Consider the following 16,068-nt stretch of genomic DNA (forward strand, 5'->3'; position numbering starts at 1 on the left):
GCATTTTAATGCCGATGGTGGCATGAAGCGCCCATGAAACATGGTGGTGACCTGACCGACGCAATCGCGTGCCATGGCGGCGCGCCCGGCAGTTGGCTGGATTTGTCGACCGGGATCAATCCCTGGTCGTGGCCAATCCCGCAGCATCTGCCGGAAAGCGTGTGGCAGCGTCTGCCATCGCGCGCTGAAACGCAGGCGTTGCTGGAGGTCGCGCGAAAAACCTACGGCGTGCCTGACGGTGCCGATATCGCCGCTGCTGGCGGGACTCAGGCGCTGATCCAGTCGCTGCCTTATCTTGCCGCACCCGGGCCCGTTGCGATTGTCGGACCGACCTACAGCGAACATGCGCTCGCCTGGCGCAATGCCGGTCATCCCGTGATCGAGATCGACAACCTCGACTCTTGCCCCGAAAGTGCGGTCCATGCGGTCGTCGTCAATCCCAACAATCCCGATGGTCGCGTCACTGACCACGCCGCGCTGACGCGGATTGCGGCGCAACTGAAAGGCCGCGGCGGATGGCTTGTCGTCGATGAAGCCTTCGCCGATGTCGACCCAGCCATCAGTGCAGCCGCATTGTGCACCGATTGGCCTGTACTGATCTTGCGCTCGTTCGGGAAATTCTATGGCCTTGCCGGATTGCGGCTGGGATTCGCGATAGGCGCACCTGATATGATCGATCGTATCGCCGGGGCATTGGGGCCATGGCCGTGTTCCGGGCCGGCACTGTTGATCGGTACGGCGGCGCTCGGCGATCGACCATGGGCCGATCACACGCGTGGCAAGCTTGAACAGCAGGCTCATAAGCTTGACGAGGTGCTGGTGAAAGCGGGCTTTACGATTGCCGGAGGTACGCCATTGTTCCGGCTTGCCCGACATCCTCATGCCTCGAAGCTGCATGCCGCGCTGGCGCGACGGCATATCTGGTGCCGGAGTTTCGACTGGGCCGACGACCTCCTGCGATTTGGTCTGCCTCCCGACGCCGTCGGTCTCGACCGCCTGGCGGTCGCATTGAGCGACTAGCCTGGCCATCGGTCAGACCCCCGCCCACGGCAGTATCACGGCCTCGTTGCGGTAATCGGCGCGGTACGCGCTGATCCGGAACACATCCGCCATGACCTGCTCCGAAAGCGCCTGTGCGGGGTTTCCGTGCGCGACGAGACGGCCGCCCGACAACACGAGCACGGTGTCGGCAAAGCGTGCGGCGAGGCCGAGATCGTGCGTCACCACAACCACCAGCACGCCGCGGTCTGCGGCGCCGCGCAGGTTGATCATGACGTCGATCTGGTAGCGCGGATCGAGCGAGGCGGTCGGTTCGTCTGCGAGCAAGACCGGTGCTTCGACGGCCAGTACCCGCGCCAGCGCGATGCGGCTGCGCTCGCCGCCGGACAATTCCGTAACGGGGCGTTCAGAAAACTCGACAACGTTAGTGGCCTGCATCGCGCGCATCACGGCCTGTTCGTCACGCGGCGACAGCCGTGCCGGGTCGGTGGCGCCGTGCGGGTACCGCCCCAGTGCGACCACATCCTTGGCCGGCAACGGCCAATGCACCAGATGGCCCTGCGGCAGGTATCCAAAACGCTTCGCGCGCTCCCGCAGCGGGAGCGACGACAAATGATCGCCGCCAACCTCGATCGCGCCGGTCGAGGGCACCAGACCCGCCAGGGCGCGGAGCAGAGTGGTCTTTCCGGCGCCGTTCGGTCCCACCAATGCGACAAGCTGCCCTGAAGGCAGCGACAGCGAAACATCGTGCAGAACGGTTCGGCCCGACAGCGCCACTTCCAGCTGCTGCGCAGCCAACGTCGGTTTGCCGTTCATGCGACGCCTCCACCGAGCGACCGGCGTTCGCGCACGATCAGATAGAGGAAGAACGGTACGCCGATGATCGAGGTGAGCGCGCCCACCTTGATGTCGGTCGTGGACGGAATGACTCGCACCGCGATATCCGCGGCCAGCAATAGCGCCGCGCCGGTCAGCGCACTCGGGATCAGCAGGCGCGCCGGATCGTGGCCGATCAGCGGCCGCACCAGATGCGGCGCAACCAGACCGATAAAGCCGATGGTTCCGCTGACGGCGACCGCGCCACCGACCCCCAGCGCAACACCTGCGATCACCAGCAACCTCAAGCGGCTGACATCGACGCCAAGGCTTTGCGCGGTCTCTTCGCCGAGGCTCAGTGCACGAAAAGCGCTGCGCTGGCTGATCAGGACGATGGCTCCTGCGATGATGAACGGCAACGCGAGCGTTACATGGCGGAAGCTGCGGTCCTCCAGCGAGCCGAGCAGCCAGAATGCGATTTCGAGCGCGGCAAAGGGATTGGATGACAGGTTCATCACCAGCGCAGTCGCGGCTCCCGCAAGGCTGGAAATCGCCAGACCTGAAAGAATCAGCAACAGCAGCCCGGCGCTCCTTCCGGCGATGCCGAGCAGCACGAACACCGACCCGAATGCCATCGTGATACCTGCAACCGGCAACGCGTAGGACCGGACGTCGGCCCAGCCGAGCGCAATCATCAGCACAGCTCCGAATGCGGCCGATTGCGGCGCGCCGAACAGGGAAGGCGACGCCAGCGGATTGCGCAGCAGGCCCTGCAGGGCAGCGCCCGACAGGCCGAGTATCGCGCCGATTGCCAATCCGAGGATCATTCGCGGAAGGCGAATTTCCCCTACGATAATCCGCTGTATGTCGGTTCCGCCGCCGAGCAGTGCGTCGATCACGGTCAGCGGCGACAGCCGTACGGGTCCAGTGCCGAGCGAGCCAAGCGCCAGCAATGCCACCAACGCGGCAAGCCCGGTGGTGGCGATCATCACACGTCTGGGCGGACCCGGTGTCACCATGTGGCGTTGAACCCTGCATACGCCGCGGGACCGGTGGTGCCGAAGTTGAAAACCTCCTGATAGTGCTCGTTCAGGATATTTTCGCCGCGCGCAAACACTTTCCAGTTCCTGTCGATCTTGTACTCGGTATAGAGATCGACCCGGGTATAGGCATCGACCCGGTTGGTCTGGCCGGCGCTGCTGAAGCGCTTGGAAACCGTGAGAATGCGGGGTTCGATCAGCCATCTGTCCGTGGGTGTGATGGTGAGTCTGAAGTTTGCCAGGTTTTTCGGTCGCCGCGCCAGCACCAGGCCGGTCGCAAGATCGATCGCGTGAAGATAGGTATAGGCCGCATTGAACTTCACGTAACCGGGGAGCACGTCGACAGTGGATCCGACTTCCAGACCGTTGGTCTCGGCGCGCGAGACGTTGAAATAGCATCCCGATGAGTTCACCACGGGACAGGAGACGCCAGGACCAGCACTGACAAAATCAATCAGGTTGCTGAATTTGTTCGAGAAGCCAGTGAGCGAAACAGTCACGCGGCCATTGAGCAGGCTTTGATCGACGCCGGCGTCGTAGCCAAAGCTTTGTTCCGGGGCAAGCGATGAACCCCTGTTGACAGAGTAGAGCTGATATAAGGTGGGAGCCTTCGCGCCTGTTCCAGCACTGGTGTGCAGCTTGGTGCCGGTTTCGGAGATCGTATAGGCCGCAGTGGCCCGCCAGGTCTCGAACCGAGAGACGTTCACCACGTCATCGACACGACCTCCCAAGGTGATAATCAGACGTTCTCCGATCGGCAGTTGCCACAGCCCGAACACGGAATTGGTGTCCTGCTGGCCTCGCACCTGAGGCACGTAGGCGGAGAATCTCGGCACGAAGCTGGTCTGGAAAATATCCGCGGTCTCGTGCTGGGTCTTTGCCCCGTAGATCAGCGAACCCAGCGAGCCCATGCGCAGGATTGACTGATATTCAGCTCCGACGCTATTTCCGGTATAGTCCGTGATAGTCGAGGACCTGACCAGGGGATAAGACAGTTCGCTGAACGACCGAACGGCCTGGGTCGCAAATGTATTGAGACTGTGCGTCCACTTGCCGTCGAGCGTATCCACCGAAGCTTTCGCCCACACCTGATCGAGCAGACGCCGCGCCTGGTAGAAGGGGGCATCCGCCCCCGACGCGTCATAGTTTGACCGAGTGAGCGTCGACAATATGCCGGTCTCAACCCGCACGCCGTCGGCATCGTAGCCAATCCGCGCAGAGCCTCCCAATCGACTGAAACCATCCCGCTCAAGATTGGGATTTTTTGCCTCGATGGCGGGAATGCGATAGCCATAACGCGAAAAGCCTTCGCTGCTCTGGCCGCCGCCGGTGAACGCATAGGACCACGGCCCTTGTGATCCGACCATCGATCCCGTTGTCGCCGCGGTGCCGTAGCTTCCGCCTTCGGTACGGACGTTGAATTGCGCCGGGCCCATACCCTTCTTGGTGATGATGTTGACGACCCCGCCCATCGCGTCCGAACCATAGAGCGCGCTTTGCGGGCCTTTCAGCACTTCGATCCGGTCGATGGCGCTTGGCGCAAACATGGCGAAATCGAAATCGCCGCTCGCGGCGGTCGGATCGTTGATCCGGATCCCGTCGATCATCACCAATGTCTGGCCCGTATTGGCGCCGCGCAGCCGGATGTTCGTGGTCGAACCCGGTCCACCGCTTTCGGATATGTCGAGGCCGGGAACGGTTCTCAATGCGTCGACCAGCGAACCGGGATTGCTGGTCGCTAGCGTCTCGCCTTTGACCACGCTGATCGAACTGCCCGTGCGGCTGATGGGCTCGGGCTCCCTGTCGGCCGTTACCACCACCTCCGTTGGCTGTGGGGGGGCTGAGGTGGGGGCGCTTGCGGCCCGCCGAACCTGGCCCGCCGCACGGCGATCTCGATCGCGACGAATTTGGCGGACCGGCTTCGGCGACTCGGTCGGATTGACCTCCACGGGCGGGAGCTGATCGGGTTTCGACTGGGCGCGCGCAGCGCTGTGACAACAAGCCAACGCAACAATGGCTGCCGAGCCGGCAGCAAATTTCAGCAAACCCATAACGCCCCTTCCGTCGACCCGCCGTCGAACGAGTTGAATCCTCGTCAGCGGCCGGTCTCCTGGCTCGCGGTCGTCTCGCGATCCGCCTTCCCAGACCTGTGGCAGGTCCAGTGGCATAGCTGGATCGAGAATGGCCGCTTACAGTTGCGGGGGCAGCTGCGGAATTGGGCGAATTGGCCCGCACCGCATTCCCGTTTCACCCTCTTGGAGGGCACCGATGACCATTGCTAAAAAGCACAATGTCACCCCAAGTTCAAATACCCTGAATTGCCCCGAACGCACCAATTGGCTTGCCTGCAGACCAAAACTGGGCTGCAACCTGGAAGCTGATAACTCCTGCACAATCGACACTGGCTCGGCCTCTCGGGTTGTTTGCGAGCACCAGGGGAGGCGAGTATGAACCATAAGCCGGCCGCGCCCAATTTCGACAGCACGTTTCGCGCAAGCTTGCTTGATCTGTTTGCCTGGCGCCGCGACGTGCGCCGCTTCCGCACTGAGCCGCTGCCTCAAGGCATGCTGGAGAGATTCATCGATATCGCTTGTCTGGCGCCGTCGGTCGGCCTCAGCCAGCCGTGGCGCTTTGTGATCGTCGGCGATGCCGGCCGTCGCGAGGCGGCGATCGAGAATTTTAGGGCGTGCAATGCCGACGCGCTCGGAGACTATACCGGCGATCTGTCGACGCGATATGCCGCCTTGAAGCTGGCCGGCTTGCGCGAAGCGCCGTGTCACCTGGCTGTATTCACCGACCGCTCAACTGTTGTCGGCCACGGTCTCGGCCGACGAACGATGCCTGAGATGGCCGATTATTCCGTGGTGACGGCGATGTTTTCAATCTGGCTGGCGGCCCGGGCGGAAGGTGTTGGCATGGGATGGGTATCGATCCTCGATCCCATCGCTATCGGTAAGATTCTTGATATCCCTGCGGATTGGCGCCTTATCGGATATTTTTGCCTCGGCTATCCGCTGGATGAAGATGAAATTCCAGAATTGGAGCTGGCTGGCTGGGAGCACCGTCGGCAGTCCCGAGAATTCATTTTTCGCCGATGACGGCTCTTTTACCTTTTGGGTGTTCTGCAATCGCGTCAACAGTTGCTTAGCGGCCATTGATTCGCGTGATGACAAATTTCTACCATAATCGCGACGGTTTCCCCGCCCCGGGGGATAAAAAGGGAATGCGGTGCGGGGGTATCCCCAACGCCGTAGCTGCCCCCGCAACTGTAAGCGGCGAGTCTCTGTCAATCGGCCACTGGATCCTCTTGATCTTAGAAGGCGACGACAACCTCGGCCGGAGGGCATTGGGGAATCCCTCCGGTCCGAACAACGCGCCTGCAGCACCAGCGCGACGAACTCAGCTGCAGCTCGGCGGCCAGGGGTAGTTGGGATACCGGTAATACAGGTCATAGCAATCGGGGTAGCCGTAGTAGTAGTCGTATCCGGGATAGTAGCCGTATCCGTGCCGATATCCTCCGAAGCGGTGCATGGCGTGCTGGTGCAGTCCGCCAAAGTAGCTGCCGCCGAAGTGGCCGACCCCACCGCCAACTCCGCCGGGGCTCCCGATATGTCCGCCACCAAAGCCGCCCATGTGGGCGCCGCCCCCAAAACCTCCCATGTGGCCGCCGCCCCCAAAGCCTCCCATATGGCCGCCACCACCGAAGCCCCCGCCGTGACTGCCGCCACCGCCACCACCACCACGGGCCTCAGCCGCGCCCGTAAGCAGGCTCGAAGCGAGCAGGGCCGTCGCCAATATCGTGATCATCCGTTTCATCATGACACTCCTTTCAGTCATTGTTCGGCGCGGTGTCGCGCGTGCTCAACGAGGCATGCGGCAACCGAACGTCGGTTCAGAGACAGATAGGCGCGATTGACAAGGCATCCATTAAATTCGGCGTTAGTCGCCACCGCCTTGCGATCACGAACCGGCACGGCGGAAGAGCACTTCAGGCGCGCGAGCACTTTCAAAACAAGACGGGCCGGCGGGATATCCGCCAGCCCGGCCTTTGCTTTCGGTCCTGTCCAGCAAGCGGATCAGTAACCCGTGTACGGCTCGCAAGGGGCCGCATCTGTCCACGGTTCGGTGGCAAACGCGCCTACACGCGGAGCGCGGACGCACGTATCGCCACCGGAACGCATATCCGACGTGGCACGGGCATAGTCGCTGGTTGTGACATGCCGCGACGTGCCTTTGGCAGCAAGGGCCGGAGTGGCGAAGGTGGCTGCAGCGATCAACGCAACCGACAGATATTTTACTTTGCTCATTTTGTATCTCCATAAGTCAGGGAAGCCAGGCTGGCTTCTCGTTGTGAGGTGCGACAGGCTCGCCATCATCCAAAGGAAACTTCGGTTCACGTGCTTTCAACTTGATGTGAGTCTTCGACGCCTGAGGTTATCGATCGTGACGGACACGATGGTGCCAGACCTTTGTGCCGGCGAGGCCGCTTTCCCTCAGCGCATAGGCTTGTGTCGCCGAAGGCGGCAGCGATGCCAGCCGGTACGCCGGCGTCGGCGCGCCATCATTCAGGACGTCCAAATTCGGATAATAAAATGAAAACGCGCCCGGCTCCTGAATGGCGGCTTGCGCGAACGCGGGTGCTGCTGCCATCACCGACAGCAATCCGGCGACAGCAATTGTCTTGATCGAAGTCATTGTCTTTCTCCATATCGTCGATGCTAGAATTCGCCGGACGCGCAGGCGCGGTCACACACCGCAGCGGGCGTGGGTTCTTCCGAATGCAAACTGATCGCTTGAGGCTGCATCCGGGTGGCGGATGCACGACAGGGATGTATGGTGGGCGCGATATCGTCCCACTAAATTGCCCTTCACAAAGTTCAACTAATCTTGAGGCGTGGCTGTTTCTTGCAGTGAGCGTCGATGCAATGAAGCAATCGAGATCGGATTTGGAAGATTGCCGGGATGGCATTCGCTAACAGCGAATTTAGATTTCTCAATTCCAATTTAGTGGCGACGTCCCGTCATCTCTTCCTAGGGTCGAGCCGCCGGACCCCATGGATTGGAGCCACCTATGAACGCCCACAGCACAGCCGTAGCATATGGCAGGTTGGAGACCTTGACTGAAGGCACGTCGCGAGACCTCGTGGATGAATACGCTTCCCTCATCAAGCGATACGGGTTGCTCGAACCGGACCAGGAGCAGCAGCTCGCGCGAGATTGGCACGAACATCGAGATCGCCGGGCGACCGATGCGCTCGTCACCAGTCATCTTCGGCTGGCAGCAAAGGTGGCGCGCCGCTATCAGAGATACGGCCTTTCGCTTGCCGATCTGATCAGCGAGGCCAATCTCGGCCTGGTCATCGCGGCCTCGCGCTTTGAGCCCGACCGTGGCGCCAGGTTTTCGACTTACGCGCTGTGGTGGATAAAGGCCGCCATCCACGATTACATTCTGCGTTCGCGGTCGTTGGTCAAGATGGGGACGACGGTCGCCCAGCGGAAGCTGTTCTTTGGCCTCAGGAAGGCGATGCGAAAGGTTGGAGGCGAAAGAGCAGGGCTTACGCTGGAAGTGGCAGATGCCGTGGCTCAAAAACTTGCGGTGCCGGTTCTCGAAGTGATCGAGATGGACCGCCGGCTGACGGGCGACCTGTCCCTGAATGCGCCCGTCAGCGATGACGGGCCGGCCGAATGGGAAGCCATGCTGGTCGACGATTCGCCGAATGCCGAGGCGATCGTCGCTGAACAGGATGAAAATGCGCAACAGGCAAAGGCCCTGAGTTCGGCCCTTGAAGCTCTCTCTCAACGTGAGCGGCGCATCTTCGAGGCACGACGGCTCGCCGATGATCCGCCGAGCCTGGAGCAACTCGGGCGTGAGCTGTTCATTTCGAGCGAACGCGTGCGGCAGATCGAGATCGTCGCCTTCGAAAAGGTCAAGCGCGCCGCGGTGAGGCATTTCAGATCCGTCGCCCCCGCGCCCTGAAAACCTCGGTATATCGCTTTTCATCTTCTCAAGCAGTCGTGAGCTTGTCCGCTCGGCGCGTCACGCGCCGTTGATTGAATGAGAGCCATTTTACCTGGCCCAAGCGCCGGGCTCTGCAGGTTCTCGCGCGTTGTCGGAATCATAAACTGGTTTTTAATTGAGGGCGATCGATTGGGTCGTCATGTTCAGCGTATCTCGGTTCTCCCCGCGAGAACGGCTTCAAAAAATGTTTGGGTGAAACGCAAGGCCGGGCCGTGAGCAACTCGCGCGCAAAACGCTCATGCGGAGGTAGGATGATCTTGTTCTCGTGCACATTCGTTCGCAAACGAGCGATCTCGCTTGTGACCACCAAGCCCGCGCACCAGGAATTGAGCCAATGGGCATCGTTCGTTTCGCTCTGAAATTTCCACACACGTTCTACGTGGTCGCCGCCCTGGTGCTATTCCTGGGCGTCGTCGCATCCATCAAGATGCCGACGGACATTTTTCCGGAAATCAACATCCCCGTGGTGACGGTGGTCTGGAGCTATACCGGTCTCAGCACGCCGGAGATGGAACAGCGCGTCACCACCTATAGTCAGTACGCCATCAGCTCGAATGTCAGCGGCATCAAGAACATCGAGGCGCAGACGATGGCCGGCCTTTCGGTGCAGAAGATCTACTTCCAGCCGGACGTCAATCTCGACCTCGCGATCGCTCAGATCGTCTCAGCGACCAATGCCATCCGTGCGCTGTTGCCGCCCGGCATCCAGGCCCCGCTGGTAGTGCAGTTCAATGCATCCAGTGTGCCCGTGCTGCAGATCAGCTTGAGTTCCGACACCCTCAGTGAACAGCAGCTCTATGATTACGGCATCTACCGGATCCGCCAGCAGCTGGCACCCATCCCCGGCATCACGTTGCCGACGCCGGCCGGCGGAAAGTACCGCCAGATCATGGTCGATCTGGATCCCTCAAAGCTCCTCGCCAAGGGACTTACGCCGCTCGACGTGGTGAACGCCGTCAATGCGCAGAACCTGACGCTGCCCGCAGGCACGGCTAAATTCGGCCACACGCAATACGCGGTCCGTACCAACGCCACGCCGGCCTCCATCGACGACCTCAACAACATTCCGATCAAGGTCGTCAATGGCGCGACCATCTTCGTGAAGGACGTAGGCCAGGTTCACGATGGCTGGCTGGTGCAGCAGAACGTGGTGCGGCAGAACGGCCGACGCTCCGTGCTGCTCAGTATCATCAAGAACGGGAACGCCTCGACGCTGAGCGTCGTCAACGCCGTCCATGAGGCGCTTAAGACTGCACGCGCCGCGGCGCCTCCGGGCATGCAGATCAACGAGCTGTTCGATCAGTCGGTCTTCGTCAAGCAGTCGGTGGCCGGCGTGTTGCGCGAGGGCGCGATCGCGGCCGGTCTCACGGCACTGATGATATTGCTGTTCCTGGGATCGTGGCGTTCGACCCTGGTGGTGATGATCTCGATTCCGCTGTCGATCCTCACTTCGCTGGTCGTGCTGTACTTCCTCGGCGAGACGCTGAATACGATGACGCTCGGCGGTTTGGCGCTGGCGGTCGGCATTCTGGTGGACGATTCCACCGTCACGATCGAAAATACCCATCGCCTGCTCACCGAGGAAGGGCTGCCGCTGCCGCAGGCGACGCTGCATGGTGCTGCCGGCATAGCGATTCCGACGCTGGTGTCGACCCTTGCCATCAGTTGCGTCTTCACCTCGGTGGTGTTCCTCGACGGACCGGCGAAATTTCTGTTCACCCCGCTGGGACTTGCGGTGGTGTTCGCGATGTTGGCGTCCTACGGCCTGTCGCGAACCCTGACGCCCATCGTCATCGGATTGCTGCTCAAGGGCGAGAATCATGGCCCGGCCGCCGGCCCTGCGCGCGGCTTCTTCGCGCGCTTTCATGCCGCTTTCGAGCGTCGTTTCGAGACGATGCGGCACGGCTATTCACGCTCGCTCGCCGGGCTGATCGAGCATCGCCTTGTCATTCCAATGTTCATGTTATTGCTGTTGGCGCTCGGGGTCGTGACGTTTCCGTTCGTCGGCCGCGACTTCTTTCCCGCGATCGACGGCGGACAGATCCAGCTTCATGTCCGCGCGCCTGCAGGAACGCGGATCGAGGCCACGGAGAAGATCTTCCAAGAGGTGGAGAACAAGATCCGTGAAATCATTCCTGAGAGCGAGCGCAATCTGATCGTCGACAATATCGGCTTGCCGGCGCGGGCCTACAATCTGGCGTTCACCGATGGCTCGACCATTGGCGTCAATGACGGCGTCATCCTGGTGTCGCTGAAGGATGGCCACCGGCCGACCAGCGAATATATTCGCAAGCTGAGGGAAGCTCTGCCCGCGGCATTTCCAGAAAGCACCTTCTATTTCCAGGCCGCCGATATCGTCACGCAAATCCTCAATTTTGGCCTGCCGGCGCAAATTGACGTCCGCACTGTAGGGTACGACAAGGACAACAATCTGCGCGTCGCCAACGAACTGCGCCGGCGGATTGCGGCGATACCGGGGATCGCGGATGCGCATCTGCAGCAGGAGGTCGATGCGCCGGCATTCTATGCCGATATCGACCGCACCCGCGCCGCGCAGCTCGGGCTGAACGCGAACACCATCGCCACCAACGTCAATGTCAGCCTGAGTTCGTCGGAGCAGGTCACCCCCAATTTCTGGACCGATCCGAAATCGGGAATTCCGTATTATCTCGCGGTGCAGACGCCGGAGAGCAAGATCAGTTCGCTCAATGATCTGCGCAATACGCCGGTCTCGACCGGGATCTCCACTACCCTGACCGACGTTCCCGTGCCCGGCCTGCTCAGCAACGTCACGACCTTCCGGCGCGGCAGCGTGCCGACCAATGCCAATCAGGCCAATATTCAGCCGGTCTATGAGGTCTATGCGAGCGTGCAGGACCGCGATCTCGGCAGTGTCGCCCACCAGATCGGCGGCATCGTGTCTGATCTGCAGAAGCAGCTCAAGCCCGGAAACACCATCCAGGTGATCGGCCAGATCCAGAGCATGAACGGCGCGTTCATCAATCTCGGCATCGGATTGCTGTTTGCCGCCGTGTTCGTCTATTTGCTGATGGTCGTGAACTACCAGAATTTCGGCGACCCGTTCGTCGTCATCCTGGCGCTGCCGGCGACGCTGTGCGGCATTCTCACCATGCTGTTCATCACGGGCACCACGCTGAACGTACCCTCGCTGATGGGAGCGATCATGGCGGTCGGCGTCGCGTCGGCAAACTCCATTCTGCTGGTGACATTCGCCCGCGAGCAGCAGCTTGCCGGCAAGACGGCATTCCAGGCCGCCATCGAGGCCGGGCACACCCGGATCCGGCCGGTGCTGATGACCGCTGCGGCGATGATCGTGGGCATGATACCGATGGCGATCGGGGCGCCGGGCGAAGAACAGAACGCCGCGCTGGCGCGGGCGGTGATTGGCGGCTTGCTGTTCGCCACGCCGACGACGCTGTTGGTGGTGCCGTATCTCTTCGCCATGCTGCGCAAGGGCAATGACGGCAACGAACATCACGGGGTATTCGACGAGGTGCTGGAATGAATTTCAATCCGCCTTTGAACATTGAGCCGGAAACTTCGCAGGAGACGGCAAAGGGATCCGAACAGCCTCGCGTCGGCCAGAGACGATGGCTCGGCCGGCTTTCGCTCTTCGGAGCCGCCTTCGCGTTGGGGACGGCGCTGGCTTCCGGGGCATGGAGCCACTATGAGCAGCATCGTCAGGTGGTGGCCACCGCAGAGCAGGGCCGCGACTTGGTTCCGCAGGTTCGTGTCGCGGCCGTGCGACCGAGCGCCGGTACCGAAATCGTCACCCTGCCGGCCACCACCTCGGCGTTCTCGGCCGCCAATATCTTTGCGCGTGCCAGCGGCTACATCGACAAGCGCGAGGTCGATATCGGCGACCACGTGAAAACCGGACAGTTGCTCGCCGAAATCGTGGCGCCGGAACTGGATCATCAGATTGCACAGGCGGAGGCGACGCTCGGTCAGCTCAAGGCGGCGCTGCAACAGGCCGAGGCGAACCGCGAGCTCGCCAAGGTCACGTGGGATCGCGACGGGCCGCTGGTGAAGCAGGGCTGGCTGACCGCCCAGCAAGGCACCACCGACGTCCAGACCCTGAAAGCGCAGGAAGCAGGGGTCTCGGTCGCGCAAGCCAACGTGGTAGCGGAAGAGGCCCAGTTGCAGGTATTGCACCAGCAGAAGCTCTACCAGCGCGTGGTGGCTCCGTTCGACGGCGTCATCACCCAGCGCAACATCGACATCGGCAGCCTGGTGCAGGCCGATTCGACCAGCGGCACCTTCATGTTCACGATCATGCAAGGCAAGGTGATCCGGACCCAGGTCTTTGTCCCGCAGGACGAGGCGTTCGGCCTGAAGCCGGGAATCGACGCCCTGGTGCACGTGCCCGAGATTCCGGATCGCGTCTTTTCAGGCAAGGTGACCCGGATCGCCGATGCGCTGCAGCCGGGTTCCCGCACCCTGCTGACCGAAATCGACATTCCGAATCCCGATGGCGCGCTGGCGCCGGGAATCTATTGCACGATCGAATTGCACATTCCGCGCAAGACGCCGAGCTTGAGGGTATCCGCCGACGCCGTCATCTTCAACGCGGGCGGGTTGCAGGTTGCCGTGGTCGAGAACGGTGCGGTGCATCTGCGCAAGGTGTCGATCGTGCGCGATCTCGGGCAGGAGGTTGAGATCAACAGCGGCGTGAAGGCGGGCGATCAGGTGATCCTCAACCCCGCGGTCGATCTGACTGACGGCAGCAAGGTTCGCATCCGCGCCCCGATGACGCAGACGTCCTGAGCTGGCCTCGCCCGCGGCAGCCTCATTTCTAAAATCCTATTTAATGGCGAGGCAGGCCCTGCGGACCTATGTTGTTTTGCAGAGCGGCCCACCGCACTCGCCCCCCGGAGGCGGTGTCAACATGGCCGCCAAGCGGACGGCGCGCGCCACGCCTTGCAGCCCCCGGTGAGGTGGTCGGCGCCGTCCGGCCCCTGTGGCGGAGACGCAGTTTCGATGTACGATCCTGGCGCTTGCAGGGAGCTGACGGCATGGCACTGAATATGGTCAGCGTGCGCGACGTTCCCGGGATACCGAACCAGGGTATTGTGAGGAATCTCGCGGCAGTCGAGAAGCATATGGCAAGAGTTCTTTTGATCGAGGATGATGGCGAGACGGCCGAGGAGATCAGGGCCGAACTGACCGATCGCGGTTTCGACGTCGATTGGTCGGCGAACGGCATTGAGGGTCTCGACAAGGCGCGTTCGACGGAGCCGGATGCCATGATCGTCGACCGGCTGTTGCCCGGCATGGATGGCCTGACGGTTATCGAGACGCTGCGGAAGGAACAGGTCCGCACCCCCGTGCTGGTGTTGAGCGCGCTCGGCGCGGTGGACGATCGCGTGCGTGGATTGCGCATGGGCGGCGATGACTACCTGACGAAGCCGTTTGCCATCGTCGAGCTGGTTGCGCGGATGGAAGCGTTGCTGCGCCGGCCAGCGGAATCGCGCGAGACGACCCTCAAGGTCGGAGCGCTGGAGCTCGACCTGATCGAGCGTACTGGAAGACGAGGGGATCGCGGGATCGAATTGCTGCCGCGCGAGTTTCGCCTTCTGGAGTACATGATGCGCCGTCCGGATCAGTTGCTGACGCGGGCCATGCTGCTCGAGGAGGTCTGGCACTACAAATTCGTGCCCGCGACCAATCTGGTCGACGTGCATATGGGGCGCCTTCGCCACAAGGTGGACGGCCCTGACGAAGCGCCAATGATCCACAATGTTCGCGGTGCCGGCTTCATCCTTCGCGCCGTGCCTTGAAACCTGGGCGGCGAAATCCCGATGCGCCATCTGCAATTCGCGCGCTCGAACACCTTCCGCTGGGCGTTCATGGTGGCCGGCGTGTTCGCGGCCTTCATCCTGGTGCTGTTTGGATTCATCTACTGGCAGATCGACGGCTATCTGATCGCGCGATCCGACCGCGTGATAACGGCGCAACTGGATGGAATAGCCGGCCTTTCGCCTGAACGGCGTCTGGAGGCAACCGAAGAGCGCCTGAGGCAGGATCCCCGCGGCGTGCAGGTCGCGGCGATCTTCGCCGCCGACGGCCGCCGCATGATCGGAAATGTGGAGCAGCTGCCTGCCGAATTGCGGATCGACGGCCCGGCGCAAGGCGCAGATATCGTCAGGATCGATCGGGGGGACAAGGAGCGGCAGACGATCCGCGCGATTGCACAGCGGATGACTAATGGCGACGTGCTGCTGCTCGGGCGCAAGGTCGACGAGGCCAGCGAGATCTCCCATGTCGTCGGGCAGGCGCTCGCGCTCGGTCTGCTGCCCGGGTTTCTCCTCTGCCTGCTGGCGGGCGCATGGCTCAGCGTGCGTGCGCAGAGGCGGGTCGAGGAGGTCAATCAACGGGTTCGGCGCATCATCGCCGGCGATCTCAGCGAGCGGCTGCCGCACCGTGCCGTCGACGAGCCGTTCTCGAAGCTCGCGGTCATCGTCAACGGCATGCTGGATGAAATGGAAACGATGATCCACGCGCTTGCCGGGGTCGGCAACGATATCGCCCATGATTTGCGGACGCCGCTGACCCGTGCCCGGCTTGCGCTGGAGCGCGGGCGTACCAACGCCCATTCGCTGGAGCAGCTTCAGGCGGTCGTGGACAAGGCCATCGCCGGCATCGATCAGTCACTGACGATCATCACCGCGCTGTTGCGCCTGGCCGAGATAGAAAACAGCCGCCGCTCGGCCGCCTTCGACGACGTTGCCCTGCAGGACATGCTGCGTGAGGTGGGTGATATCTACGAACCGATCGCGGAAAACAAGAACATCGCCCTGCATGTCGAGGCGCCTCATCCGCTCTCCGTGCGCGGCGACCGCGACTTGCTGATTGAGGCGGTCGCCAACCTCGTCGACAACGCCATCAAGTTCACGCCGGAGGGCGGAACGGTGGACATAAGGTTGAGCCGCAGCGGAGACGAGACCGTCGTGAGCGTGAACGATAGCGGGCCCGGCATCAGCGAACAGGAGCGCGAAGCCGTGCTGCGGCGGTTTTACCGCTCCGACAAGATTCGAAATACGCCGGGCGTCGGTCTTGGCCTCAGCCTCGTCGCCGCCATCGTGAAGCTGCATGGTTTTCGCCTGACGATCCAACCGGGGCCGGCCTGCAGGGTGGAGATTGCTTGTCCGGACCGGCGCGATTGAAGGCGAT

Annotated in this window: 13 protein-coding genes and 2 riboswitches; of the genes, 7 read left to right on the top strand and 6 right to left on the bottom strand. The window is 62.0% G+C overall.

Features of this window, described 5'->3' with window-relative positions:
• Positions 1–33: 33 nt before the first annotated feature.
• Complete coding sequence (gene cobD, locus KIP88_RS05905; RefSeq protein ID WP_214486921.1) at positions 34–1,020, top strand: threonine-phosphate decarboxylase CobD; 987 nt, start codon at positions 34–36, stop codon at positions 1,018–1,020.
• Between the two features lie 12 nt (positions 1,021–1,032).
• Here cobD and KIP88_RS05910 read toward each other — a convergent pair whose 3' ends face one another.
• Genes KIP88_RS05910 through KIP88_RS05920 form a run of 3 tightly spaced genes read right to left on the bottom strand, consistent with a single transcriptional unit; the run spans position 1,033 to position 4,675 of the window.
• Complete coding sequence (locus KIP88_RS05910; RefSeq protein ID WP_214486922.1) at positions 1,033–1,815, bottom strand: ABC transporter ATP-binding protein; 783 nt, start codon at positions 1,813–1,815, stop codon at positions 1,033–1,035.
• Positions 1,812–2,834 carry an iron ABC transporter permease gene (locus KIP88_RS05915; RefSeq protein WP_214486923.1) on the bottom strand — a complete coding sequence of 341 codons (1,023 nt, stop codon included), beginning with the start codon at positions 2,832–2,834 and terminating at the stop codon, positions 1,812–1,814. The genes KIP88_RS05910 and KIP88_RS05915 overlap by 4 nt, the downstream gene beginning before the upstream one ends.
• Positions 2,828–4,675 (bottom strand): TonB-dependent siderophore receptor, encoded by a 1,848-nt coding sequence (locus KIP88_RS05920; RefSeq protein ID WP_214486924.1) that lies wholly within the window; start codon positions 4,673–4,675, stop codon positions 2,828–2,830. The genes KIP88_RS05915 and KIP88_RS05920 overlap by 7 nt, the downstream gene beginning before the upstream one ends.
• A gap of 262 nt (positions 4,676–4,937) precedes the next feature.
• A riboswitch (cobalamin riboswitch) is annotated at positions 4,938–5,140 on the bottom strand.
• Positions 5,141–5,302: 162 nt separating this feature from the next.
• On the opposite strand from KIP88_RS05920, the gene bluB reads away from it, so the two are divergent.
• Entirely contained in the window at positions 5,303–5,953 is a 651-nt protein-coding gene (gene bluB / locus KIP88_RS05925; RefSeq protein WP_214486925.1) for a 5,6-dimethylbenzimidazole synthase, read from the top strand.
• Positions 5,954–6,030: 77 nt separating this feature from the next.
• Positions 6,031–6,251: riboswitch (cobalamin riboswitch) on the top strand.
• Positions 6,252–6,254: 3 nt separating this feature from the next.
• Here bluB and KIP88_RS05930 read toward each other — a convergent pair.
• From KIP88_RS05930 to KIP88_RS05940, 3 genes are all read right to left on the bottom strand, one after another.
• Positions 6,255–6,671 carry a hypothetical protein gene (locus KIP88_RS05930; protein ID WP_214486926.1) on the bottom strand — a complete coding sequence of 139 codons (417 nt, stop codon included), beginning with the start codon at positions 6,669–6,671 and terminating at the stop codon, positions 6,255–6,257.
• Between the two features lie 260 nt (positions 6,672–6,931).
• Positions 6,932–7,162 (bottom strand): hypothetical protein, encoded by a 231-nt coding sequence (locus tag KIP88_RS05935; RefSeq protein WP_214486927.1) that lies wholly within the window; start codon positions 7,160–7,162, stop codon positions 6,932–6,934.
• A gap of 127 nt (positions 7,163–7,289) precedes the next feature.
• Positions 7,290–7,550: a hypothetical protein gene (locus KIP88_RS05940; protein WP_214486928.1), complete on the bottom strand. Its 261-nt coding sequence runs from the start codon at positions 7,548–7,550 to the stop codon at positions 7,290–7,292.
• Positions 7,551–7,926: 376 nt separating this feature from the next.
• Between KIP88_RS05940 and KIP88_RS05945 the strand changes: the two genes are divergently transcribed.
• The 5 genes from KIP88_RS05945 to KIP88_RS05965 all read left to right on the top strand — a co-directional run bounded on the left by KIP88_RS05945 (position 7,927) and on the right by KIP88_RS05965 (position 16,061).
• Positions 7,927–8,832 (top strand): RNA polymerase factor sigma-32, encoded by a 906-nt coding sequence (locus tag KIP88_RS05945; protein WP_214486929.1) that lies wholly within the window; start codon positions 7,927–7,929, stop codon positions 8,830–8,832.
• A gap of 376 nt (positions 8,833–9,208) precedes the next feature.
• The gene (locus KIP88_RS05950) at positions 9,209–12,400 is read left to right on the top strand and encodes an efflux RND transporter permease subunit (RefSeq protein ID WP_214486930.1); all 3,192 of its coding nucleotides are present in this window, start codon (positions 9,209–9,211) and stop codon (positions 12,398–12,400) included.
• A complete protein-coding gene (locus KIP88_RS05955) occupies positions 12,397–13,662 on the top strand; it encodes an efflux RND transporter periplasmic adaptor subunit (protein WP_214486931.1) in 1,266 nt (421 codons plus the stop codon). The genes KIP88_RS05950 and KIP88_RS05955 overlap by 4 nt, the downstream gene beginning before the upstream one ends.
• Positions 13,663–13,997: 335 nt before the next feature.
• Positions 13,998–14,675, top strand: a complete 678-nt coding sequence (locus KIP88_RS05960; protein WP_214487293.1) for a response regulator transcription factor — start codon at positions 13,998–14,000, stop codon at positions 14,673–14,675.
• A 255-nt stretch (positions 14,676–14,930) separates the two neighbouring features.
• On the top strand, positions 14,931–16,061 hold the full coding sequence (locus tag KIP88_RS05965) for an ATP-binding protein (protein WP_308163257.1): 1,131 nt from the start codon (positions 14,931–14,933) through the stop codon (positions 16,059–16,061).
• The last annotated feature ends 7 nt before the right edge of the window (positions 16,062–16,068 follow it).

The organism is Bradyrhizobium sp. SRL28 (assembly GCF_018596315.1).
Taxonomy (GTDB): Bacteria; Pseudomonadota; Alphaproteobacteria; order Rhizobiales; family Xanthobacteraceae; genus Bradyrhizobium.